The following is a 25,444-nucleotide window of genomic DNA, read 5'->3' as shown; positions in this document are numbered from 1 at the left end:
TCCGTAGAATAAGACTTAGAACATAATATATAATAAACTGACATAATACATGAAAACGTTTCCTTTTTCGAAATTCACAATCCTCGCTATTGCTTTGGTTGCATTTATATCTTGTAAAGACAAAAAGCCTGAATTTACCATCGAAGGAAAAATCAGCAATGCCGACACTACCATATTATACCTTGAAAGAAGATCGCTGACAGAAACGACAATTCTGGATTCGGTAAAACTGGATAGTGAAGGTAATTTCAGATTCACCAAAGCCAGCCTTGAATATCCCGAGTTTTATTTGTTGAAGCTGAAAAACCAAACGATCAACTTAGCCGTAGATTCGACAGAAACCATAACAGTAAATGCACCGGCGGCGACTTTTGCATTGGATTATACAGTAGAAGGTTCGAACGGATCGATAAAGATAAAAGATATCGTTCTGGCACAAAACAAATTAAGCAATACTTTTTCCGATCTGAAAAAGAAGTATGATAGCAAATCCATATCGCAGGATAAATATGTTGCAGATGTTCAGGAAGCTGTAAATGAATATAAAAACAAAGCAAAAGACCTTATATACTCCGATTACAGAAGTCCAGCTGCTTATTTTGCTTTATTCCAGAAAGTAGACAGTTATCTTATATTCGACCCGTATGATAAAAAGGACATAGCGGCTTTCCAGGCTATAGCGACAGTATGGGATACACAATATCCTAAATCGCCGCGGACAGAAAACCTGAAGAATTTTACGTTGAATGCATTGATGGAAATTCGTAAAATGGCTAATGAAGAAGCAGCAATAAACAAAATAACTGCAACAGAAGTAACAGACCACGCAACATATTATGATATCACATTACCGGATATGCAAAATAAGAAAGTTAGCCTGTCGTCTTTAAAAGGCAAGGTAGTAATCCTTGACTTCACAGCATATCAGACCGACTTTGCCCCGGCTCATAATATATTACTGAATAAGGTATATGAAAAGCATAAAGGAAATGTTGCAATCTATCAGGTTTCGGTAGATACAGACGTGCATGCATGGCAGAACAGTGCTGTAAATCTTCCTTGGGTATGCGTAAGAGATGACAAGTATTTAGCTTCGGATATTTTGATGAAATATAATGTTCAGGGTCTTCCTACAACTTTCCTGATTAACAAAAAAGGGGAGATAGCTAAAAGACTTTTATCCACAGACGATTTGTCTGCAGAAGTGCAAAAATTATTGTAAAAGTATCGGAAAATATTTTGATAATATAGAAATTATATACTATCTTTGTTTGTAACGATTTTAAAAGGAAAAGGAGTTCTGGCCTATACGGCAAGGATTCTTTTTCTTTTTGTTACTTTAAAAACAACAGAAAATTTATAGTCATTAACTAATTTAATCTTTAATTACCATGGCTGTCACTTACATGACCGAAGAGGGTTACAAAAAGTTGAAAGAAGAGATTAACACGCTGGAAACCGTGGACAGACCTGCTATATCGAAACAGATAGCAGAAGCCCGCGACAAAGGGGATTTGTCGGAAAATGCTGAATACGATGCGGCCAAAGAGGCTCAGGGGCTGCTGGAAGCAAAAATTGCCCAGTTGAAAAATCTGATGGCGAATGCACGCCTGATAAATGAAGATGCTATAGGAACCGACTTTGTACAGATACTTAACAAAGTTACTATACGTAATACAAAGAATAACCAACAAATGACCTACACACTTGTTGCTGAGAGTGAAGCTAATCTGAAAGAAAATAAGATTGCAGTAAGCACACCTGTAGCACAAGGACTGATGGGTAAGAAAGTAGGTGATATTGCCGAAATAAAAGTTCCTTCGGGGCTGATGAGTTTCGAAATCATGAATATTTCACTCTGATAACGGATGGCAAGTATTTTCAGTAGAATAGTTGCAGGTGAGATTCCGTCATACAAGGTTGCAGAAGACGATAAGTTTTTTGCTTTCCTCGATATCAACCCGATGACAAAAGGGCATACACTCGTTATACCCAAACAGGAAACAGACTATATATTCGATCTGGATGATGCTACACTCGGCGAAATGAATATTTTCGCTAAGAAAGTAGCTAAAGCGATCGAAAATGCTGTCCCATGTCAACGTATAGGATTGATGGTCGTTGGAATGGAAGTTCCTCATGCACATATACATCTGATTCCTATTAATAAAGAATCGGATATGATATTATCAAATCCGAGAGTAAAACTGCAACAATCCGAATTTGAAGAGATTGCTCAAAAAATAAAGGCGCATATTTAAGGATATCGCCATAAGAGAAAAGAGGTGCCAAAAGCATCTCTTTTTTTATTTCCGATATTTCCATTCTACTATAAATATATAGGATAAATCAGACAAACAAATACTCATGTTTTTGTGTTGTAATAAGAAGTGAATATCTATATAGTTTTATTATGATAGACGGAAGAGAATTAAGAAAAGGAAATATAGTAAGGCGGCTTGTTCATTTACCGATAGGATACAACAGGCCTATGCTGCCTTTTACCGAAATTACGGAAGTAAAAAGCGGTTATGTGGAAACTACATTCGGTACGGATAAATATAGTGAGATAGCCCCGATACAATTATCAAAAGATATACTGTTGCGGTCGGGAGGAAAAAGAATATCCGACAAGGAAATCCTGTTTAGTGAAAACAAGGCAGACACACCGAATTTCTATATTCTGATGGATTCGGATAAGTTTTATTTCAGTAAAGAAAACGGGGAAAAATTAAGTATAGCAATAGCCTCACTGCATCAATTTCAGAACCTGTATTATGATATTACGGGTAATGAAGTAAAGATCATTTTATAATAATCCCTAAAATACTCTTCAAACAGATATAGCGCTTATTTGATTTTACTATACTTCTTTATCCAGTCTAATAACAAAAGGCATCCCGGGCCGCCTACGGCTCCATGATCGAAACCCTGCACTTCATACATTGTCACTTCCTTGTTTCCAAGTGATTTCAGAATAGCCTCCATGTGTAAATTCTCTTCATAGCGGGCTGTCATCTCCAGATGTCGGTCACCCGAAATAAGTAATGTCGGCGGAACTCCTGCACGAGCCTGATTCAACGGTGCATATTTGTCGATTATGGGTATATTTTGTGGTATGTTACGTTCTTTCCGGATTGTATAATGCGTATTGGTTTGTCCGCTTATCGGTACTAATGCCTTAATCTTATCGGCATCGACACCGTATTTTTGCATATAGCTTTTATCAAGTCCCACCATTAGCGTAAGATATCCTCCTGCCGAATGTCCCGACACATATATATCATTTACACTGCCCCCGTAAGATGCTATATTTTTAAAGACCCATGCTACGGAAGCTGCGGCATCGTTGATATAAGCAGGGTTTTGAGCTTTTGGGCTAAGGCGATAATTAACGGCAACTACAGCAATGCCTTTTTCTTTCAGTTCATTTGGTATATGCTTACCTCCGACCTCTAATCCTCCGCCATGAAACCAAACAACTACCGGAAAATCTTTCTTACCGACAGGATAATATATATCCAGTTTACACCGTTCTTTGCGGTATGCATCCGTTTCAGAAGTAGATATGTACGGTATATCCTGTTTCAGTTCATATTTATCTTGTGCGACTAATACAACAGAACATATCAGAAAGAAAGTAATAAGAAAGCTACGCATAATGGAATGATTTTAATTTAACAGTCCGCTAAATTAGAAATTATTTTGCAATTCCACCACCTAAAGCCTTATATAAAGCAACAACGGAGGTCAATTCATTACGTATTGCAGTATTAAGCGCAATCTCTGCATCGAACAACTGGCGTTGAGCATCAAGCACGTCTATATAGTTAATATAACCATTTATATACTGCAATTTAGCCAGTTCATGATATGACTTTGCCGAATTATAAAGAGCTTCCTGCGAACGGTATACTTCTTTCATCTTATTATAAGTCACTATCGAGTTATTGACCTCTTTGAAGGCTTCCAAGACCGATTTTTCATAAGTATATACTTCCTGTTCGTAAGCCGCTTTTGCAGCTTCATGACGGGCTTTATTCTTTCCCATATTGAAAATTGGGCCTGTCAGCACTCCTGAGATAAACCAAGTCGGGCTTTTCAGAAAATTAGCCAGTTCGTCATTCTCTGCCCCAAGCCTTCCGGTCAACCGCAATGTAGGAAACATATCCGTATAAGCAATACCGACCTGTGCATTTGCTTCAATCAGTTTCTGCTCTGCCTGTATCATATCAGGGCGACGCTTCAGTAGTGAGGAAGGTAGATCGACAGGCAGGCTTTTCGGAATCAGTTGATGATCGATATCCTCTCCTCCCCTTCTTATTGTACCCGAAGGAAATTCACCAACGAGCACGAACAAGTCATTTTCTTTCAACTTTATCTCATTTTCCAAGTCAGGGATAAGCGTTTCAGTACGGGCAAGCTCTACTAGACTCTGACGATACGGAATCTCGGATGTCAACCCTCCTTCGAAACGTAGTTTGGCAAAACGTACCCCTTCACGGCGGGCTTCCAATGTTTGTTTTACAATCTCCAGTTCTCTATCCAATGCTTTCAGTTCGAAGTAAGACTGCGCTACCTGCGCAATAATCGTCAAACGTAATGCCCGTTGAGCCTCTACTGTCTGCAAATACGCAGCCACACCTGCTTCATTTGCCCAACGAAGATTACCCCAGATATCAAGCTCCCACGATACATTCAGGTTTGCGCGGACTTCAGGGTCGTAGGTTTTATTATTCCCTCCATAATCCAAAGATTCTCTTTGTCCCGCGACTTCTCCTCCTATTTCAGGGAAAAGATTAGCAAAGGATATCCGTTTGTTCGCTGCCATTTCTTTTATACGGGCGACGGCAACCAGCATATCTTTATTATGGAGAAGTGCATTATCGATCAAGCTTTGCAATACGGTATCCGTATACAACGTACTCCAACCGATATCCGAAATATCTCCGGTCGACATATTACCGCTATCGAAAGTTTGCGGGATACTCATTTCGGGTTGTTTATATTTCTGTCCTATTTTACAGGAAGATAGGACTATAAACATTACCAATATATATTTGAGTTTACTCATTTTCATTCTTTCTTAAAAACCTTTTAACTTTCAGATATTTAGGGAACTTAAATTCAGGAATTCTTAGTTTTTCCTTTGCCTTATACACCATTACAAAGAAGAACGGAACCAGAATAATACCGAATGTAATAGCCACAATCATACCGAAAAATACACCTGTACCGATAGAATGCCTGCTTGCCGACCCCGGCCCTGTGGCAATTACCATCGGCAGCATACCTAGAACGAAAGCCAAAGATGTCATCAATATAGGGCGGAAACGGAGTTTAGCGGCCTGCATGGCTGCAAATATCGGCTGCATACCTGCATCTACCTGCTCTTTGGCAAATTCGACTATCAATATAGCATTTTTGGCTGCCAGACCAATAAGCGCCACCAAGCCTATCTGGAAATAAATATCATTATCCAATCCTAAGACCCATATACCCAGAAAAGCACCGAGTGCCGCTACCGGCAAAGACAATAAAACCGAAATAGGAACTGTCCAGCTTTCGTACAATGCCGCCAGAAACAGGAAGACAAATAAGAATACCAATCCGAGTACAACTCCTGTTTGTCCGCTGGCTTTCTGTTCCTGAAACGATAGACCACTCCATGCAACACCGATATTATCGGGCAGATGTTCTTCGGCTATGCGTTCTATTTCGTTCATAGCCTGTCCAGAGCTGTGCCCTGATGATGGGGTTACCTGCAATGAAGCAGAAGTATACATATTAAATCGTGAAATATTACCCGGCCCTGTAGTATAACTGGTTTTACCTAAAGCTGTCAGAGGCACCATTTCGCCGCTCTTTGTCCTGACGTAAAACAAGTTGATATCGCTTGCCGTAGCACGGTACGACTGGTCGGCCTGAATATATACTTTATATATACGGTTAAACATATTAAAGTCATTCACATAAACCGAACCCAGATATGCTTTCATTGTAGAAAAAATATCTGACATAGGCACGCCAAGAAGCATGGCCTGATCCCTGTCAACATCGAAATACAACTGAGGAATTTCCGACTGTAATGATGAAGATACATTCGATATCAGCTTCGATTTATCGGCATAATATAAAAATGTATCTGTAGCTGCCACCAGATCGTCCCACTTGGCATCTGACCTCGCCTGCAATTTCATTTCCACACCTCCGGCAGAACCTAAGCCGGGAATAGCAGGCGGACGGGTGACGAAAGCCCTTATCTCAGGGTAATTATAAAATTCTTTCTGAACATCGCGCATTATTTCGTCGACACTTCTTTTGCGTTTTCCCCACGATTTGAGAATTACAGTCAGTGTAGTACGTCCCTGATTCGTTCCCACACGCGGACTCGAACCGGTTACATTCTGGACATATTCTACATCTTCAAGACTGTCCAGATATCCGATAGCCCTGTCGCTGACTGTACGTATACGTTCGAGTGTCGTTCCTTCGGGCATCTCGAGTTCAACGGTGAAAAAGCCCTGATCTTCCTGTGGAATAAAACTGGTAGGAACAACCTTATTGAGTACAAAAATGAAAACCAACACCATGCCGAATCCGGCTAAAATACGGCGTGGGTTACTAATGATTTTCATCAATATATTAGCATATTTGGTATTTCCTTTTGCCAGCCAGCTATTTATCTTACGGAAAACGACGTTCTTCTTTTTACCCTCTTCCTGCGGACGAAGTATCAAAGCGCACATAGCCGGACTAAGCGTCAGTGCAACGACTGCCGATATCAGAACAGATACAACGATTGTTACCGAAAACTGCCTATATAATGACCCCGTGATACCATCGAGAAAACTTACCGGAACAAATACTGCCGCTAAGACTAATGATGTTGCAATCAATGCTCCTGCCAGCTGGTTCATTGCTAAATGGGTTGCTTCCCGTGCCCCTATCTTCTTTTCTTCCATGATACGCTCAACATTCTCGACGACAACAATCGCGTCATCGACGACAATACCGATAGATAATACCAAACCTAAGAGAGTAAGCATATTCAATGAGAATCCCATTGCCAGCATAAACCCGAATGTACCTATAAGTGATATTGGCACAGCAACTATAGGTATCAATGATGCACGCCAATTCTGCAAAGAGAGGAATACAACTACGATAACAAGAAATAATGCTTCGAACAGCGTCTTATATACTTCATGGATAGACTCTGATATATATTCCGTCATATCGAAAGGCGTCAAATAATCAAGCCCTTCGGGAAAGTCTTTCTTTATCTGTACCATTGCAGTTTTCACCTGATCAGCCACCTCCATGGCATTTGCCCCCGGAAGCATGAAGACACTCAGCATAGTAGCATATTTTCCGTTCAGTCCGCTCTCGGTATTATATGAAGATGCCTCAAGCGAAACACGGGCTACATCGCGCATACGGATGAAAGAGCCGTCATTGTTAGCTCTTACAACTATATCCTCGAACTGACTTACTGTAGATAAACGTCCTTGTGCGGTAATAGGCATTGCAACATCTACATCTATAATCGGTTGCTTACCAAGTTCTCCGGCTGCTGACTCACGGTTCTGATCCTTTAAGGCATCCTGTAAATCCTTTACCGTTAGTCCGAAACTTGCCAGACGGTCGGGATATACCCATATCTGCATGCCATAATAACGGCTACCGACATTCGATACACGCCCTACGCCCGGAATACGCCGGATAACATCCAATATGTTGATTGTAGCATAGTTGCTCAGATATATCTCATCATATTTCGGGTCGTCGGAAATCAGGGCAATTGTCAGTAGTTGTCCGGGAGTTTGTTTTTCTACCGTAATACCATTTTGCAGAACTTCCGCAGGCAAACGGCTCTCTGCTAGTTTTACCCTATTTTGTATTTCAACCGCTGCTAAATCTGCATTTGTGCTCACATCGAATGTAACCGTAATGGATAAGCCTCCTGAGTTGGAACTGCTGGATTCCATATATATCATTCCGGGGGTTCCGTTCAACTCCTGCTCTATCGGGGTTGCCACTGCTTGCGAAACAGTAGTGGCACTGGCTCCGGGATAAGATGCTCCGATCTTAACCACAGGGGGCGTAATCTGCGGGTATTGCTCTATAGGCAATAACACCAGACCTATAATACCAATTATAACGATCAGCAAAGAAAGTACGGTAGATAAAACAGGCCTCTCTATAAAAAATCCGGGCTTCATTTATTTATCCTCCTTATTCGTTTCCCTATCCTTTTCCTGATCTATTATTTTCTGCTCTTCCTCACGTGTACGCGGGATAGCTTTTTGTCCGTGGGTAAGCTTCTGATAACCTTCTACTACAATATTTTCATTGACTGTCAGTCCGCGGGTTACCACAATCTGGTTTTCCTGCTCCGGTCCGGTTTCAATGAAACGTTTCTCAACTATACTATCGGGACGGACAACATATATAAATGCTCCGCCCTTTTCTATCGAAATAGCCTTACGGGGGGCAACGACTACATTTTCCAATACATCAAGTAACAGTTTTACACGGGTAAACTGTCCGGGCAAAAGCACCTGATTCGGATTGGGCAATTCGGCACGTACTCCAAATGTTCCTGTCTTGGGGTCTACTAAAGGAGAAGCAAAATCGACTACGCCTTTTTCACTGTAAACCGAGTTATCAGCTAAAGTAACAGTAACTGTCGGTTGCCATGAACGTGTCGTATCCAGTTCGCCCAAATGTACATTCCGCCGCTGGCTACGAAGATAATCCAGTGAAGTCAGTTTAAAATCGACTACTACCGTATCGCGTTTAACAACTGTTGCTAATAAGGATTTGGAATTACCAACCAATGTACCTATATCCACATATTTCTCACTTATATAGCCGGACAAAGGGGAACGGACGACTGTGTAACTCAATTCGAGCTCGGCCTGTTCCAAATCCGCTTTGGCCATTGCCACATCAGCCTTTGCCATATTCAGGGCGGCAACAGCGTTATCGAGGTCTAAACGGCTGGCAGCATTCAGATTGTATAAAGGTTCTATACGTGCCAAGTCGCTTTCGGCTTTCAGTTCCTGTGCCTCATCCCTTTTCAGTTGGGCTTTTGCCTTTTCTACTCTTGCTTTATAAGGCTTGTTGTTGATATAAAACAATGGTTCGTTGATCTTTACTTCTTTCCCTTCGCTGAATGTGGCCTTTTCCAAAAAACCTTCTACCCGAGCATGTATTTCTACATTGCGGGAAGCCTTTATCAGTCCTACATATTCTCCGAAAATCTCAATATTATCGGTTCGCACCGGCTCCACTTCCACTATGGGAGAATCTACTGAGGGTTCTTTACATGCACTGAAAAGAAATGTGCATAGTAAAGTGATCGCTAAAGTACATCTAATGTTATTCATATATAATAAGTTGCAGCATGTCTTTGGGGGACAAACAATTTTACTTTCACTTATAACGCCAGGTCTCCTATTAAAGAAAGTGCCCAGGCATTGTTTTATAAGAACACTTTCTCCTTACGAATTGTTTTTATTTTCTAAATTAACTAAAAGACGATGCAAATGTATGTATTAACATTGGGTTTTAACTAAAATCTAGTGTAAATAAAAATGATGAAATGATAAAAGGATTTAAAAACCGGATAAAAAGAATCATTCTCTCAGATTTATTTGCAATCGGATACATTATACGATAGGTTATAATACATAAATGACAATATGTCATATAATGGGTAATTTATATAATGGCTTAGTTTTTGATTAACAATAGAAGATAATATTTCGTATATATCCACTAAATGTGAAAGAATAATTAAAGACGATTTAGAATGTATTAGTTTTAAATTAGTTAGATTTAACTTTATACTGTTAAGTTTTCACGCATATTCGAAATAGAATCTAAATAATGTTAGGCAATTTGTTGAATATGAAACCTGATATTATTTTTGCAAATGAATAAAAAGGAGACAATAAAATGCAAGCGACACGAAAGAAGACAATGATAGTTCGCACTATTAAAAATTTCTACGATAACAAACTTTTAAAAATTATCACAAGATAATCTCATTATCAAAATGGGTAACCCATATATTCTCAAAGCTTTGTCTTGAGTAATATCCCATTTCCACCACTATTATTTATAAACAACAACTTAGTATGCTTCTTAAAGCATGCTGAGCAAACAAATTACACTTTAAAGAGTTCAAATTATGATCATTAGAAACAAAAACTTCGCGAAAAATCTTTCCGGCGTTTTACTTCTTGCAGCTGCGATGGTGGGTTGTTCCAACTCTGACGAGCTGTATGAAAGCGGAAGTACAGACAACGAAATTCTACTGACTAGCAAAGTAAGCTTTGCCAAGTCAACTTATGACACTATGCTACACGACGGGAACAAAGTCGGCTTCTATGTTACTGAATGGACAAATGCTTCTACTCCGGGCGATCCTACTGCAACCAATCTGTACAGCAACGTTTTGCTCACATCTGATGGAAAAGGAAACTTCGAATATGATACGAAGATGTATTATCCGCTTAGCGGCAACAAGGTAGACTTCTATGCCTATCATCCATATCAGTCGACAAAACCGGCCGATATAACCGATATTCCTTTTAGTATTGTTGAAGACCAAACCTCTCTTACTGACTATCTTGCTTCAGACTTACTGTGGACTAAAAAGGACGAGGTAAGTAAGAGCAATAAGAAAGTACCTATCGAGTTTAAGCATAAACTGACTAAACTTGAATTTACCATAAAGAAAGGTAATGGTACAGACTTACAAAATCTCAGCAGTGTAGAAGTCCTGAATGTATTGCCGGAAACCTCTCTCAACCTAACAAATGGTTCTATTGCCAGAGCTACGGGCACACCTGTCAATGTAACTGCTTTGGGCATAAAAGGTACTACAGAAAATGAACTGACCGGCGGTGAAGCTATTATCGTCCCTCAGGCAATAACAGGCGGCTCTAAGTTGCTTCAGATATCTGTAGGCGACGTTAAGTTCTCTTACGCTCCCAAAGACGCAACCACTTTCGAATCGGGTAAGAAATACAACTATATCATCACTATAAATATGGGCGGTATAGAAGTAACCTCAACGATTTCGAACTGGGCTGACGGCGGCTCTACTTCCGGTGAAGGAAACATGGATTAATCAAGCATTCCGGACCTAACATATTACATATAATAATAGCTCTTGTTTCGATTATAATTAAACACTATTTATTGAGTTCTACTTTTTATTCTACCTAAGGAAACGGAGCTATTATTTTTTACGATTAAAGACTTTCTTAAACCTTATTATGCAGGGAACATTCATTTGTTTCCTGCATTTTTTTAGAATAGCCCTTTACTTTCATTCATACCAATATTTAGTTATATTTGTAGACAACTTAATAACTTCAATATAAAACAAGTACGTTATGAAGAAAGCTGTCATCATACTCTTCGCCTTTTTATTCTCAATCGGATTATCTCATGCTCAGGAGAAACAAACCGCTAAGAAAGGAAAACCCGAAATAACTCTCTGTGAAGTAGCCCATAACTTCGGTAAAATAGAGAAGAGCAAAAAACTTGTAACCCACGACTTCATATTAAAGAATACAGGCGACGCACCTCTTATTGTCCAGCGTGTAATCACCGGATGCGGATGTGCCAAAGCCGACTATCCGAATGCTCCGATATTACCGGGAAAAGAAGGTAAAATTACCATTAAATATGAAACTACCACAACCGGTGTATTCAATAAGACAATGACCGTCTTTTCCAATGCAGAAGCTGTAAAGACACTAAATGTCAAAGGTGAAATTATTGATAAATAATATCTTATTCGTAACTGTAGGTATCAAGCAACTTAAACATAGCTTCTTTGTCACCGGGTAGCAAATACCACTTGTTATCGAATTTAGCTTTATTCAACTCTTTCCAGATCGATATCCAGCTGTTTTCATCCTGTGTCTTACCACGGTAATGCAGACTCAGCATATAATCGGGCGCAACCATCTTTACCATAATACCGCTATTATTCCAGGCTGTATCATTTACAAACTGAGTCAGATAACCTATTACTTTTTCCCTGTCTGCCTTTTCAATCTCTCTTTTCCCTTCGCTGTCTGGGAACATAAGTATCATTGAATCGACAGAGGCAAAGTCGAGGTTTAACTTCATTGTATCTACGGCAGTTTTTAAATCTCCATTATCTGATTTCGTATTATTCTGAGCCGAATTACATGCATTAAAGGCGAGTATACCTAATATACAAACAGGTAATATGGCTTTCATTATTCTATTTACTTTCATCGTTATCTTATTTACTTGTCATTATTTTCAAAACCAGCTTATCGGTTTCCTGCATTCCTACAGCGCCTATACTGGTCAGATTTTCAATCGTCTTATCCACATCATCGTCCACAATACCTTCCATAGACGATACCACCTTATGCTCCATGGCCATGATAGCCGAAAGCACTGCTGTAGAAACCCCGCTGGATATTTTAAGTGCGCAACTGGGCTTTGCCCCGTCGCAAATCATCCCCGTGATATTGCCGACCATATTCTTTACGGCAAAAGTTACCTGACTGTAATCTCCGCCCATAAGGTGCGTTATTCCGCAACTGGCGCCTGTAGCCGCTGCCACGCAACCGCAAAGAGCGGAAAGCCGTCCGAGTTTCTGTTTAATATAAACCACCGTAAGATGACTGAGTATCAAAGCTCTTATAAGTTCTTCCTCGCTGCAATTGGTATCCTCCGCAAAAGTTAAAACCGGAAGCGTTGCCGTAATCCCCTGATTACCACTACCCGAATTACTCATCACGGGTATCATCGCCCCGTCCATACGAGCATCACAAGCCGCTGCCGTATACGACAGCATATGCGAAAGCATCGAATCGCCGAAAATCTTCTTTCCTAAAGTTCCGGTCACCGTTTTGGCTACATTATGCCCGTAACTTCCTTCATTCGACAGCTTCGAAGCCTCGCGGTTGATTTCAGCAGCATCGAGTATAAAGCGTATACATTCTATTTCGACCGTCGTAGAGAATTCGTATACTTTAGAGAAAGTAAGAAGTATCTCTTCGTTACAACAAGTATCGTCGCTGCAAAGTTCTTTATCACAGGTAACATCCCCGTTTTTAGCGATGTAAGAAAAATTGGTATGCGTTCCTCTGATAACAGCCACCGCTTCATCATTGCCCAGAATACAATGTGTTTCGATATAAAGATTTTCTTCAATATCTTCTTTCAATGCTATTTCGATGCGTTTTTCAGCTATATATTGCTTGCCCTTTTCCACATCCTCAGGAGTGAGGTCTTTCAATACCTGAAGGCAATATTCGCTTTTCCCGATAAGTGCGCCTAAAGCTACAGCAATAGGAAGACCTACCATTTTTGTTCCGGGTATTCCAACTCCCATTGCATTTTTCAACACATTGGCGCTAAGTAATACTTTAATTTTTTCAGGTAGCCGCCCGAGCGTCTCCGTAGCCTTAGCTACACATAATGATACGGCAACAGGCTCCGTGCATCCGATAGCGGGAACTACCTCTCTTTTTATCAAATTGACAATTTGCTCTTTTTCCGACAAATTCATCATAGTTTTTTCATCTATTACAGGTTATATACACAAAGGTATTCAATTTATGGTGTCATTAATTCAAAAGGTAACAAAAGTAACACTTTTCAGCTGTTAGCTGATAGCTTTTAGCCATTAGCCTTTTTGCTCCGCCATACTGAGAGTATACTAAAATCCCTCTTTAGCATTTCACATCTGTTAACCATATTTAGTTAAAAGGTAACGAAAGTAACGGATTATAGCTATTAGCTGATAGTTTTTAGCCGTTAGTTTTCATTCAAAAAGTAACAAAAGTAACAATATTCAAATGATTACTCTGTAACTTGTAACTGTCCGCAGGGCGAAGTAACTTGTAACTATTATTTATTTCAAAGAACTAAAAGCTATCAGCTATCAGCTAACAGCTAACAGCTACCTCTATATAGATAAACATATAAATGAACTATGCAGTATATTACATGATTAATGTAATCACCCTCTTTTTCTTACCAATACACAGAACAAACAATAAATTGATTACTTTTGTGTTTTATTATTATAATAATAAGACGTCGATTATACGTGTCACAAAATAAAACGGTATGTACGCTTTTTCTGCTGATTAGTGTACTGTTAGTCATTATATTAGGGTCGTGTTCTAACCAAAAGAATACTTCCGTGACACGCTTTTACCATTCCGTAAACACTCGCTACAATATTCATTTCAATGCGAATGAGGCCTATAAAGAAACTTTAAAGAACCGTAGTCTGAATCAGGAAGACAATTTTTCGCAGATGCTGTATGTCTTTCCCGACAATTCCGATTCGGCTGCAATGCAGGTTCCCGGAGGTGATTTTACTACTACTATCGACAAAACGACCAAAGCAATAAAACTCCATTCGATAAAAGCTAAGCCACGCCGCGACCCTAAACGCCGCAACGATGAAAAATATCAGGCATGGCTGCAGCAAAAAGAATATACGCCGTTTATGGATCAAGTATGGCTTCTGCTCGCAAAAGCGGAGTTTCACGAAGCAAATTACCTGCGGGCGATAACTACTTTCATGTATATTACCAAAATATACAGTTCCAATCCGGATATTGTAGCCGAATGCCAGTTGTGGATAAGCCGTGCATATACCGAAATGGGCTGGATGTACGAAGCGGGAAACATTCTTCACAAAATGGAAATTGCAGGCGGTGCTCCCGAAAGTCAGCAGGCTCTTTACTCGACTGTAAAAGCTAATTATTTGATAAGAACAAATGAGTATGCCGAAGCTGTTCCTTTTCTGGAATATGCCATAAAAAAGGAAAAAGACAGGCATCAGAAATTACGGCTCAAATATCTTTTAGGGCAGATTTATGCAGAAACGGGAGATAAGGTAAATGCCAATAAGGCTTTTGCTTCGGTGCAGGGAATGAATACCCCTTACAACTTTACATTCAATGCAAAACTGCAGCAACTTCAACTCGACCCGTCCAAAAAAAGGGAAGATATCATCTCATCTCTCAACCGCATGGCTAAAAGTTCTAAGAATGAAGAATACAGGGATCAGATATATAATGCGATAGGAAATACTTACCTACAATATCAGGATACGACAAAAGCCATTGAAAATTACAAAAAAGCGATAGAAGAAAGTGTCCGTAATGGCTTTGACAAAGCAATGGCGCAGGTTTCGTTAGGCGATATATATTTCAACCGCCGCGAGTTTATTCCTGCACAGCCTAATTATTCGGAAGCACTGCCTCTATTGAAAAAATCGAATCCCGATTATCCGCGTGTGGCTTTCCGTTCCGAAGTTCTCGACGAACTAGTTATCCATGTAAGAACGGTACATGAGCAGGATAGCCTGCAATACATCGCACAGTTACCCGAAGAGGAAAGGCTGGAAATTATAAATAATAAAATAGAAGAACTCAGGAAAGAAGAAGAGGAAAAACTCAAAGCCGAAGAACGGCTACGGCTCGAAGAAGAACGGGAAGAAAGAATCACGAGCTGGAGCCAGTTGGAATCGGCCTCACACCTCGACCCTACGTTTAACCAACCTGTTCAAATCCCCCAGCAGGGAGAAGCCAACCAATTCTATTTCTACAATGAACAATCAGTTGCGCAGGGAAAAATAGCATTCCGCAGACAATGGGGCAACCGCAAACTCGAAGACGACTGGCGCAGAAGAAGCAAGTCGGGAATATCTGCACTGGACGATTGGGATAGTGCTAACCAGTCCGATTCTATTTATGTGGAGGAATCGGATATAGGTTTGGAAGATATGGAAAATCAGGCTGTAATCGATGATATATATTCCGTTGACTATTACTTACAGCAACTGCCGTTTACAGAAGAAGCAATTCAGGAGTCGAACGACCTGATAGAGAACGCCCTGTTCAATATGGGAAAAATCTACAAAGACAGGCTGGCAGATATGCCTCTGGCTATTGAAACTTTCAATACGGATATAAGCCGCTTCCCGGACACACCTAATCTGGAAGAAATATATTATCAGTTATTGCTGATTTACATGCAGACAGGCGACCGCGATATGCTGGCTGTATACAGAAACAAGCTCTTGACGGAATTCCCGAACGGACTGTATGCCACTCCATTATCCGATCCTGACTTCGAATGGAACTTCAGGCACATGCCACTCCTACAGGATTCACTCTATAATGCCGCTTACAATGCTTATCAGCAGGCAGATGTAAATACGGTAAGAGAGAATTATCAGGCAATGAAATCGAAATACCCGTTGACGGATATGATGCCTAAATTTGCATTCCTCAATGCATTATCCTATGCGCAGACCCGTGATGTAAAAGGATTAGGCGACAACCTCACCGAATTGATTAACAAATATCCGAAAGCGGATGTAACACCTATGGCTACCGAAATACTGGAACGGATAAAAGAGGGCAAAATCATCTTATCCGACGGCACCCCTATAACCCAGTTCGATTGGAGCAAGGCATATCTAGGGGATAATGAACTGACGGATGAGAAAGGAAAAGTGCTGGCTTACAGCGACAGTCTCGATACCGAATATTTATTACTACTAATGTCTAAATCGAATACAATAGACCGGAACGAACTGTTGTATCAGGTGGCAGATTATAATTTCTCCAATTATGTGATACAGACTTTTGACCTTAGCTTCGATACCGATCCGCCATATGATATCCTACAGATAAAAGGCTTTGAGTCGTTTGCCAATATTCGTTCGTATATGAATAAGGCATTCGCTGCGGGCGGACTGATGCATAAAATGGACACATCTATCCTTGCATTGCCTATTTCAGTGATGAATTACACGGATATGCTGCCTCGCCTCGGACTGAATCAATATATGGAATTCTTTGCTGAGCATTTCCAGAATCAATTACCGCAATTAATTGCTTACTGGAATGATAAGGGTACGATAGAAAATCTGGCTGAACAACAACCGGAAGTAGCTGAGGAAGTAGAAGAACCGGAAGAAACACTTGAACCAAAAACTCCAGTAAAACCTGTAGCTCCGGAGAAAGAAGATTTAGCTAAGGCAGAACCGGAAAAACCTGTCAACCACAAACAAATAAATGCCGATGATCTTCTCAGCAGGGAACAACTCGATAAACTGGGAGATGTAAATGACATTATAGAATCGGTTGAAGATATTGTAAATAATCCTGTCGACGGGCTAAGAGGTCTGTTTAACCAGTATAAGAACAGAAATAACCTGACCAAAGAAGAAAAGGCCGAGTTGAAGGAACAACAACGTCAGGAAAAACAGCGGAAAAAAGAATTGAAAGCTATAGAAAAGGCTCGCACAGACTCGATCAATAAAGTAGAAAAGTTACGCGCCGATTCTATTTCAAGGGCTGAAAAGGTTATCGAAGATTCTATAAAAGCCGTTGAAAAACAGAGGCAGCAGCAAATTGAATTGGAAAAACGACAGAAAGAAGAAGCTGCTAAAGCAGCCATAAAAGCCAAAGGAGAAGAACGTAAGCAAAAAGAAGAAGATCGCAAAGCCCGTATCCGCGAGCAGGAAGAACGCCGTCGCCAACTTGAAAAAGAAAGGAAAGAGAAACAAAAACAACGGGAAGAAGAGCGTAAAGAAAAAGAACGACTGCAAAAGGAACGCCGACGCCAACTCGAAAAAGAGCGTGATGAAAAAATAAAAGCCCGTGAAGCCGAACGCAAAGAAAAAGAAAAACAAGCGGAAGAAAAGAGGAAACAATAGACAAAAAGAAAAAATAAATTCCGTTTTTGGTTACCTTAGTTAAAAAACTTTGCATTAATAGTTGAAATGACAAAAAAAAATGATTAATTTGCCATGCGAAAAACATAAGGTATTACCTTCATCCATAAAAAACTGAGTATATGAACGAGAACCTAGAGCCCAAATTGCCTGCGGGAAACCCTTCTGACGAAATCAAAGCTGAGGAAACAACACCACTGGAAGCAAAGATTGATGCGGTAGACGATGTATCTGCTGAAAAAGAAGGGACGGTTGAAGAACCACAAGCAGCAGAAGAAGTTCAGCCTGTAGCTGAAACTGTGCAACCACAAGAACCGGAACCTGCAAAAGAAACTACCGATGCAACAACTACAGAACCCGCATCGGAAGAAGAAGTTGCGCCTGTCGAAAAAGAAGAAGAACAGGCCGAAACTACAAAACCTGCAGAACCTCCGGTCAATAATGCTGAACCTGCGAAAGAAGAATCGAAAGAAGAAAGCAATCCTGAACAGGAAGAGACCGGCCTAGAGACTCCTTCGGCAAAACATGCGTCTTTGTCAAAGGATGAGATAATTGAAAAACTTAAGAATCTGGCTTCGCAGCAGGAACTACCTTCACGTGCAGAAGTAGAATCGCTGAAACAGGCATATTATAAGCTGCGTTCGGCGACTGTTGAGGCAGAAAAGGCTGCCTATACAGAGGCCGGCAACGATGCCGAAAGCTTTACCCCTACCCCCGATCCAAGTGAAGATGTGGTAAAGACTTTCCTGAATGACATAAAAGAAAAACGTGCAAGTCATGCAATAGCTGAAGAGCGGCAGAAAGAAGAAAATTATACCAAGAAACTTCAGATAATAGATTCGATCAAGAATATTACAGAGAGTTCCGACGATTTCAATAAACTGTATAAAGAATTCAAGGATCTGCAACAACAATGGAACGAAATAACGTTGGTTCCCCAGTCGAAGGTTAAAGAATTATGGAAATCATATCAGATCTATACCGAAAAGTTCTACGACCTGATAAAGATCAACAATGAATTCCGCGATTACGATTTCAAGAAAAATCTTGAACTGAAAAATTCCATCATTGAGGCGGTAGAAAAATTACTGGACGATGCAGATGCAGTATCTGCTTTTCATCAGTTACAGAATTTCCATCAGCAATGGCGCGAAATAGGCCCTGTGGCAAGGGAATTGCGTGAAGAAACATGGACACGTTTCAAAGACGCATCAACTGCTATCAACAAAAAATATCAGACTCATTTCGAATCTCTGAAAGGTAAGGAAGAGGAAAATCTGGCTGAAAAGACGGCTATCTGTGAAACGTTGAAAGCAATCGACTACTCCACTCTCAACTCATTCAAAGACTGGGATGAGAAGAGTAAGGAAGTAATTGCTTTACAGGCTAAATGGAAAACAATCGGATTTGTTCCTAAAAAGGTAAACACCCAGATATTTGAAGAATTCCGCGCATTGTGCGATACTTTCTTTGAGAAGAAGAGCGAATTCTTTAAGGGAATAAGGGATGAAATGGATATCAATCTGGAGAAGAAACGCTCTCTCTGCGAACAGGCGAAGATGCTTAAAGACAGTACCGAATGGAAATCTACTGCCGACAAGCTAATAGCCATTCAGAAAGAATGGAAAAAGATAGGCCCTGTTCCGCGTAAATATTCAGATGCTATCTGGAAAGAATTTGTAACGGCATGCGACTATTTCTTTGAACAAAAGAAGAAAAACGAGTCTACCCAGAAAACTGAAGAACTCGAAAATCTGGTAGCAAAGAAAGAAATCATCGAAAAAATAAATAATATAGACCAGTCTCTGGATGCGACCGAAGCAATAGCACAGGTCCGCGCCCTTGCTGACGAGTGGCACAAGATCGGATTCGTTCCGTTCAAAGAAAAAGACAAAATCTATAAAGAATTTCATCAGGCTGTAGATGCTCATTACGACAGGCTTAAAGTGGACAAGACTGAACGCAGGTTCGAATCCTTCAAATCCAATATGAAAGATATGTCGAAGCAGGATAATCCTAAGCGGGCTTTATACAAAGAAAGAGACCACCTGATGCATCAGTACAATAAGGTGAAAACCGATCTGCAGACATATGAGAATAATATGAATTTCCTCTCTATCTCGTCTAAAGGCGGCGGCGGTTTGTTGAAAGACATTACGCTCAAAATCGAAAACCTGAAGAATGAAATGGATTTACTGGTGAAGAAAATCGAAGCGATAGACGAAAGTCTGAACGAACTGGAGAAATAACAAATACTCTTCTATAAAATTAAGGGATACTTCAAGAAAGTATCCCTTTTTCATATACCGGAATACCGTCCTGTTCGGAATATTATTCTATATTTGCTTTCTGTTAATATTATAATATTTTGAAATCTTATGAAACAAACATCTGTTATTTTATCTTTATTTGTGTTTCTATTCTTACTATCGTGTAATACCAAAAATAAACAGTCGGCTGAAAGCACTTCCGCTGAGCCTGCAGCTTTTCAAAATCCTCTACCCGTAGCATTCGGCGATCCTTTTATACTGAAAGCTTCTGACGGGAAATATTATATGTACGGCACAGATAACGTAATGGACGGATACGGTGTCAGTATATCTACAGACCTTGTGAATTGGGAAGACGGAGGACGCATCTACAGGGGAAATACTCCCGAATCGTGGACGGTTTCCAACTTCTGGGCACCGGAAGTTTATGAAATAGACGGGAAGTATTATATGCTGTTCAGCGCCGACTGGAAACATAATCCGACAAACGAACTTGAAAATTTCCGTATCGGAGTAGCTGTATCGGATAGTCCGACAGGACCTTTCAAAGAAATGATGGACAGACCTATATTCGACCCGGGCTATCCTGTAATAGACGGTAACCTGCTTTTCGAAGATGGTAAAGTATACCTGTACTATTCCCGTTGCTGTTACAAACACCCTGTAGAAAGTGAAATTTCGGAATGGGCAAAGAAGCAGGGATGGTATGATGAAATAGAGGAAAGCTGGATATACGGAGTCGAAATGAAGCCTGATTTCTCCGATATTATCGGCGAACCGCAATTGCTACTACGCCCGCCTGTAAAAATGGACGACAAGCAGGCCGAATGGGAAAGCAGATCGGTGACATCGCATGAGGTAAACCGCAGATGGACAGAAGGCTCGTATATTTTCAAAGAAGGTGATACTTATTATATGATGTATTCTGCCAATTACTTTGGCGGTAAAAATTACGCAGTAGGTTATGCTACTTCAAAAAGTCCTTTAGGGCCGTTTACAAAGGCTGATAATAATCCCGTTCTCCAGAAAAACACCGAAGCAGGAGGTGTAGTTACAGGAACCGGACATTGCATGATGTTCAAGAACAATGACCAGATGTATTGCGTTTACCATGGACGTACCGAGGCTACAGGAGAAGAGCGGCTTGTGTTTATCGATAAAATGGAAATACTTCCCGACGGGAAACTGGTAGTACATGGGCCTACGACTTCCCCGCAATCGATAAATCCTTAAAAATTACGGCGCAAAATATAAGAAATCAGCCTTCATCCGAGCAAAACTTAGATCGGTATTTAAGATATTATAAGATATAAAATCTTATATTTTACTTACATTTGTATATATCACTTATTAGAACTGTCTGTATGGAAAATAATAAATTTCTCACTCTCATCCGCGACGGAATATGTAATAACTGGGAGCGTCCCGCATTGACTGATTACAATGGAGAGACATACTTATATAAGGACTTTGCAAAGAAGATGGCTCAACTACATATCTTATTCGATAATCTTGAAATACAGAAAGGCGATAAGATTGCTATATGCGGCCGAAATTCGGCTAACTGGGCTGTAGGCTTTTTCGCTTCTCTTACCTATGGAGCGGTTATTACAACTATACTCCACGATTTCAGCGGCGAGAGTATCCATATGCTGGTAAACCACTCCGAAGCCAAAGTTCTCTTTGCCGACGAATATGTATGGTCGAAACTCGATCCTGTAAAAATACCCACCGTGTCGACAATCATTATGATAGATGATTTCTCGGCGCAAAAATCACGTTCTGCCAAATTTTTGGAATCCTGTTCCAATCTCGAGCAGGCTTTCACCCGTAAATATCCTGACGGATTTACACAAAACGACGTGGTTGTACATGACGAGTCACCTGAAGAACTGGCTGTCTTGAACTATACATCGGGGACTACAAGTAATCCGAAAGGGGTTATGATACCTTATCGCAGCCTGTGGTCAAACACCCGTTTTGCTATCGATATGATCCCGTTTGTAAAGGAGGGTGACGGTATCGTGTGCATGCTGCCGATGGCGCATATGTACGGGTTGGCTTTTGAGGTATTACTCTCGATTGCCAAAGGATGCCATATCCACTACCTTACGCGTGTTCCTTCACCGCAAATTATCATGGATGCCTTTGCTAAGGTAAACCCTACGCTGGTGCTGGCAGTGCCTCTTATCATCGAAAAGATTATACAGACAAGGGTATTTCCTCAATTCAAGAAGCAGCCGGTAAAATTCCTGTTGAATATTCCTTTTGCCAGAAAGAAAATATACAAGAAAGTTGCTGAGAAACTGATACCCGTCTTCGGAAATAAGCTGGTAGAAGTAGTTATCGGCGGAGCAGCTCTGAATAAAGAAGTGGGTGCTTTCTTATCAGAAATACGTTTCCCATATACTGTGGGATACGGCATGACCGAATGCGGCCCGCTAATCTCCTATGAATACTGGGAAACATACAAACCGGGTTCCTGCGGACGTCCTGTAGACCGGATGAGTGTACGCATAGAATCATCGAATATGGAAACCGAAGCAGGTGAGATCATCGTAAAAGGACAAAACATTATGCTCGGTTATTACAAGAATGAAGAAGCTACCAAGCATGCATTCGATGCAGGCGGATGGCTACGTACAGGCGATCTCGGAGTGATGGACAGGGATAATTTCCTGTTTATACGCGGACGTAGCAAGACAATGATACTTAGCGGATCGGGGCAGAATATTTATCCGGAAGAGATAGAGGATTATTTCAATAACTCGCCATATGTTGCCGAATCGCTTATTATAGAGGAAAATGGCAAGCTAATAGCACTTATTTATCCTGATAAGGATTATTTCAAAGCTCACGATGTAAAAGAAGAAGATTATTCTGCTATTTTTGTGGCGGAATTGAAAGCGATAAACAAACGCCTGCCCGGATATAGTCAGGTGGTGAATTTCAGACTACAGGATCAGGAGTTTGAAAAGACGCCGAAAAGGAGTATTAAGCGGTTTTTGTATCAGAAATAAGTATATGAGTTATAAGTTATGAATTATAAGTTATGAGTGTAGTAAAAGACAAAAGCTTTACTTTCGCAATTCAAATCGTCGATACTTATAAATTCTTAACTGATAACAAAAAAGAATATATACTTAGTAAACAGTTGTTACGAAGCGGTACTGCTATCAGAGCGTTGATTCGGGAGGCTCAAAATGCAGAAAGTAAAGCCGATTTTGTACATAAAATGGGTATTGCCCAAAAAGAATGTGATGAAACGATATATTGGATTGAATTACTAAAAGAAACGGAATATTTGGACATAAACAAATTTAAAACTTTGCATTATAATGCTACCGAAGTATTAAAGATGCTCCGAAGTATAATAGTAACAACAAAAAAAACTTATAATTTATAATTCATAACTTATAACTAATATAATGTCTGACGATAAAAAAATTATTTTTTCAATGATTGGCGTAGGTAAAATATACCCGCCACAAAAACAAGTATTAAAAAACATTTACCTTTCTTTCTTTTACGGGGCAAAAATCGGTATCATCGGTCTTAACGGATCGGGTAAATCAACTTTGCTGAAAATGATAGCCGGACTCGATAAGGAATATCAGGGTGAAATAGTATCTGATAAAGGATATTCGGTAGGATACCTTGAACAGGATCCGAAACTCGATCCCACCAAAACAGTAAAAGAAATTGTTCAGGAAGGTGTGCAGCCAATCATGGACATTCTCAAAGAATATGAAGGCATCAACGAAAAATTCGGATTGCCTGAATATTACGAAGATCCTGACAAAATGGATTCCCTTTTTGCCCGTCAGGCGGAGTTGCAGGATAAAATAGATGCTTCCGATGCATGGAACATAGATAATAAACTGGAACGTGCCATGGATGCATTACGCTGTCCGCCGGAAGACCAGTTATGTGCAAACCTCTCGGGGGGAGAAGCACGCCGCGTAGCACTTTGCCGCTTGTTACTACAAGAACCGGATGTATTACTACTCGATGAGCCTACCAACCACCTCGATGCTGAATCTATCGACTGGTTGGAACAACATCTGCAACAATATAAAGGCACGGTTATCTGTATCACGCACGACCGTTACTTCCTTGACCATGTAGCCGGCTGGATTCTCGAACTCGACCGTGGCGAAGGTATCCCGTGGAAAGGAAACTATACTTCTTGGCTCGAACAGAAGACCAAACGTATGGAGCAGGAAGAAAAGCAGGCCAGCAAACGCCGTAAGACACTGGAGCGGGAGCTCGAGTGGGTACGCATGGCCCCTAAAGCCCGTCATGCAAAAGGTAAAGCCCGTCTTAACGATTACGAAAAGATGCTCAATGCCGACCAAAAGGAACGCGAAGAAAAACTCGAAATATTCATACCTAACGGCCCACGCCTTGGTAATAAGGTTATCGAAGCACATGGTGTAAGTAAGGCTTTTGGTGATAAACTGTTGTTCGATAATCTCGAATTTATGTTGCCGCCTTCCGGTATTGTAGGTATTATAGGACCGAATGGTGCCGGTAAAACTACATTGTTCCGCCTGATACAGGGATTGGAAAAGGCAGATAAAGGTACTTTCGAAGTGGGTGAAACGGTGAAGATCGGATATGTAGACCAGTCTCATACCGATATAGACCCGAATAAGAGTGTTTATCAGGTTATTTCAGGAGGAAGCGAATTTGTCCGCGTAGGCGGAAAAGATATAAATGCCCGTGCCTATCTGTCGCGTTTCAATTTCTCGGGAGGAGATCAGGAGAAGCTGACAGGTGTACTTTCCGGTGGAGAGCGTAATCGTCTGCATCTCGCTTTAACACTTAAGTCGGAAGCAAATGTACTTTTACTCGACGAACCTACCAATGATATAGACGTAAATACTTTGCGCGCATTAGAGGAAGGTTTGGAGAACTTTGCAGGCTGTGCAGTTGTTATATCTCACGACCGCTGGTTCCTCGACCGTATATGTACGCATATTCTGGCATTTGAAGGGAACTCGGAAGTCTTCTTTTTCGAAGGAAGTTACAGCGAATACGAAGAGAACAAAAAGGCCCGTATGGGTAATGTGGAACCAAAACGTATCCGTTATCGCAAATTGATAAATTAAAAAATAGTAACTTTGTGCAGCTATATCAGAGTTACGGACATCTAATATATATGAAAATCAAGGGCGGATTGACTTATATTTGCTCTTGATTTTTATGAATTATAAATAGGACAATGGCTAAACCTGTTTCAAACTTTATTATGAATATATCCCGCTCCCGGCCCATCGGTTTATACCCGGCCAAAGAGAACGGATTGCCGATGCAGGTAAATTATCCAACTATTCTTTCAGGAAGACAACATTTACATTTTGTACGGTTAACACTTAAGATGCGAATCTTAACA

18 protein-coding genes are annotated in these 25,444 nt (G+C 40.5%); 12 read left to right on the top strand and 6 right to left on the bottom strand.

Annotated elements, in window-relative coordinates; all coding sequences use genetic code 11:
• Positions 1-49 precede the first annotated feature (49 nt).
• The 4 genes from K348_RS0114240 to K348_RS0114225 all read left to right on the top strand — a co-directional run bounded on the left by K348_RS0114240 (position 50) and on the right by K348_RS0114225 (position 2,815).
• Positions 50-1,222 (top strand): TlpA disulfide reductase family protein, encoded by a 1,173-nt coding sequence (locus tag K348_RS0114240; protein WP_029905874.1) that lies wholly within the window; start codon positions 50-52, stop codon positions 1,220-1,222.
• Positions 1,223-1,391: 169 nt separating this feature from the next.
• Positions 1,392-1,862 (top strand): transcription elongation factor GreA, encoded by a 471-nt coding sequence (gene greA / locus K348_RS0114235; protein WP_029905871.1) that lies wholly within the window; start codon positions 1,392-1,394, stop codon positions 1,860-1,862.
• A 6-nt stretch (positions 1,863-1,868) separates the two neighbouring features.
• Positions 1,869-2,261 (top strand): HIT family protein, encoded by a 393-nt coding sequence (locus tag K348_RS0114230; RefSeq protein WP_029905869.1) that lies wholly within the window; start codon positions 1,869-1,871, stop codon positions 2,259-2,261.
• A 152-nt stretch (positions 2,262-2,413) separates the two neighbouring features.
• A complete protein-coding gene (locus K348_RS0114225) occupies positions 2,414-2,815 on the top strand; it encodes a hypothetical protein (RefSeq protein WP_029905867.1) in 402 nt (133 codons plus the stop codon).
• 35 nt (positions 2,816-2,850) lie between these two features.
• On the opposite strand, the gene K348_RS0114220 is transcribed toward K348_RS0114225, so the two are convergent.
• From K348_RS0114220 to K348_RS0114205, 4 genes are read right to left on the bottom strand one after another with little or no spacing between them, the layout of a single operon-like run.
• Positions 2,851-3,660, bottom strand: a complete 810-nt coding sequence (locus K348_RS0114220; RefSeq protein ID WP_029905865.1) for an alpha/beta hydrolase — start codon at positions 3,658-3,660, stop codon at positions 2,851-2,853.
• A 40-nt stretch (positions 3,661-3,700) separates the two neighbouring features.
• Positions 3,701-5,074, bottom strand: coding sequence for an efflux transporter outer membrane subunit (locus K348_RS0114215; protein ID WP_029905864.1), 1,374 nt, complete (start codon positions 5,072-5,074; stop codon positions 3,701-3,703).
• A complete protein-coding gene (locus K348_RS0114210; RefSeq protein ID WP_029905863.1) occupies positions 5,067-8,225 on the bottom strand; it encodes an efflux RND transporter permease subunit in 3,159 nt (1,052 codons plus the stop codon). The genes K348_RS0114215 and K348_RS0114210 overlap by 8 nt, the downstream gene beginning before the upstream one ends.
• Positions 8,226-9,395: an efflux RND transporter periplasmic adaptor subunit gene (locus K348_RS0114205; RefSeq protein ID WP_029905861.1), complete on the bottom strand. Its 1,170-nt coding sequence runs from the start codon at positions 9,393-9,395 to the stop codon at positions 8,226-8,228.
• Between the two features lie 806 nt (positions 9,396-10,201).
• Here K348_RS0114205 and K348_RS0114200 point away from each other — a divergent pair.
• Positions 10,202-11,146, top strand: a complete 945-nt coding sequence (locus K348_RS0114200; protein WP_029905859.1) for a fimbrillin family protein — start codon at positions 10,202-10,204, stop codon at positions 11,144-11,146.
• A gap of 268 nt (positions 11,147-11,414) precedes the next feature.
• Positions 11,415-11,813 carry a DUF1573 domain-containing protein gene (locus K348_RS0114195; RefSeq protein WP_029905857.1) on the top strand — a complete coding sequence of 133 codons (399 nt, stop codon included), beginning with the start codon at positions 11,415-11,417 and terminating at the stop codon, positions 11,811-11,813.
• A 4-nt stretch (positions 11,814-11,817) separates the two neighbouring features.
• Here the strand turns inward: K348_RS0114195 and K348_RS0114190 are convergent, their stop codons facing one another.
• Both K348_RS0114190 and K348_RS0114185 read right to left on the bottom strand, forming a co-directional pair.
• Positions 11,818-12,291, bottom strand: a complete 474-nt coding sequence (locus K348_RS0114190) for a hypothetical protein (RefSeq protein ID WP_029905856.1) — start codon at positions 12,289-12,291, stop codon at positions 11,818-11,820.
• A 7-nt stretch (positions 12,292-12,298) separates the two neighbouring features.
• A complete protein-coding gene (locus K348_RS0114185; protein ID WP_029905854.1) occupies positions 12,299-13,579 on the bottom strand; it encodes an L-serine ammonia-lyase, iron-sulfur-dependent, subunit alpha in 1,281 nt (426 codons plus the stop codon).
• A gap of 639 nt (positions 13,580-14,218) precedes the next feature.
• Here K348_RS0114185 and K348_RS0114180 point away from each other — a divergent pair.
• The 6 genes from K348_RS0114180 (at position 14,219) to ettA (ending at position 25,160) form a co-directional block, all read left to right on the top strand.
• On the top strand, positions 14,219-17,758 hold the full coding sequence (locus K348_RS0114180) for a hypothetical protein (protein WP_231496792.1): 3,540 nt from the start codon (positions 14,219-14,221) through the stop codon (positions 17,756-17,758).
• Positions 17,759-17,898: 140 nt separating this feature from the next.
• Positions 17,899-20,025 (top strand): DUF349 domain-containing protein, encoded by a 2,127-nt coding sequence (locus K348_RS0114175; RefSeq protein ID WP_029905845.1) that lies wholly within the window; start codon positions 17,899-17,901, stop codon positions 20,023-20,025.
• A gap of 129 nt (positions 20,026-20,154) precedes the next feature.
• On the top strand, positions 20,155-21,279 hold the full coding sequence (locus K348_RS0114170; RefSeq protein ID WP_029905843.1) for a glycoside hydrolase family 43 protein: 1,125 nt from the start codon (positions 20,155-20,157) through the stop codon (positions 21,277-21,279).
• A 131-nt stretch (positions 21,280-21,410) separates the two neighbouring features.
• Positions 21,411-23,066 (top strand): AMP-binding protein, encoded by a 1,656-nt coding sequence (locus K348_RS0114165; protein ID WP_029905841.1) that lies wholly within the window; start codon positions 21,411-21,413, stop codon positions 23,064-23,066.
• A gap of 32 nt (positions 23,067-23,098) precedes the next feature.
• Positions 23,099-23,452, top strand: a complete 354-nt coding sequence (locus K348_RS0114160; RefSeq protein WP_029905838.1) for a four helix bundle protein — start codon at positions 23,099-23,101, stop codon at positions 23,450-23,452.
• Positions 23,453-23,474: 22 nt separating this feature from the next.
• Complete coding sequence (gene ettA / locus K348_RS0114155) at positions 23,475-25,160, top strand: energy-dependent translational throttle protein EttA (protein ID WP_029905837.1); 1,686 nt, start codon at positions 23,475-23,477, stop codon at positions 25,158-25,160.
• Positions 25,161-25,444: the final 284 nt, after the last annotated feature.

This window comes from Prevotella sp. 10(H), assembly GCF_000711235.1.
Taxonomy (GTDB): Bacteria; Bacteroidota; Bacteroidia; order Bacteroidales; family Dysgonomonadaceae; genus Dysgonomonas.
Note: the sequence above shows the minus strand (reverse complement) of the source record. Positions and strands in the feature narration are given on the sequence as shown.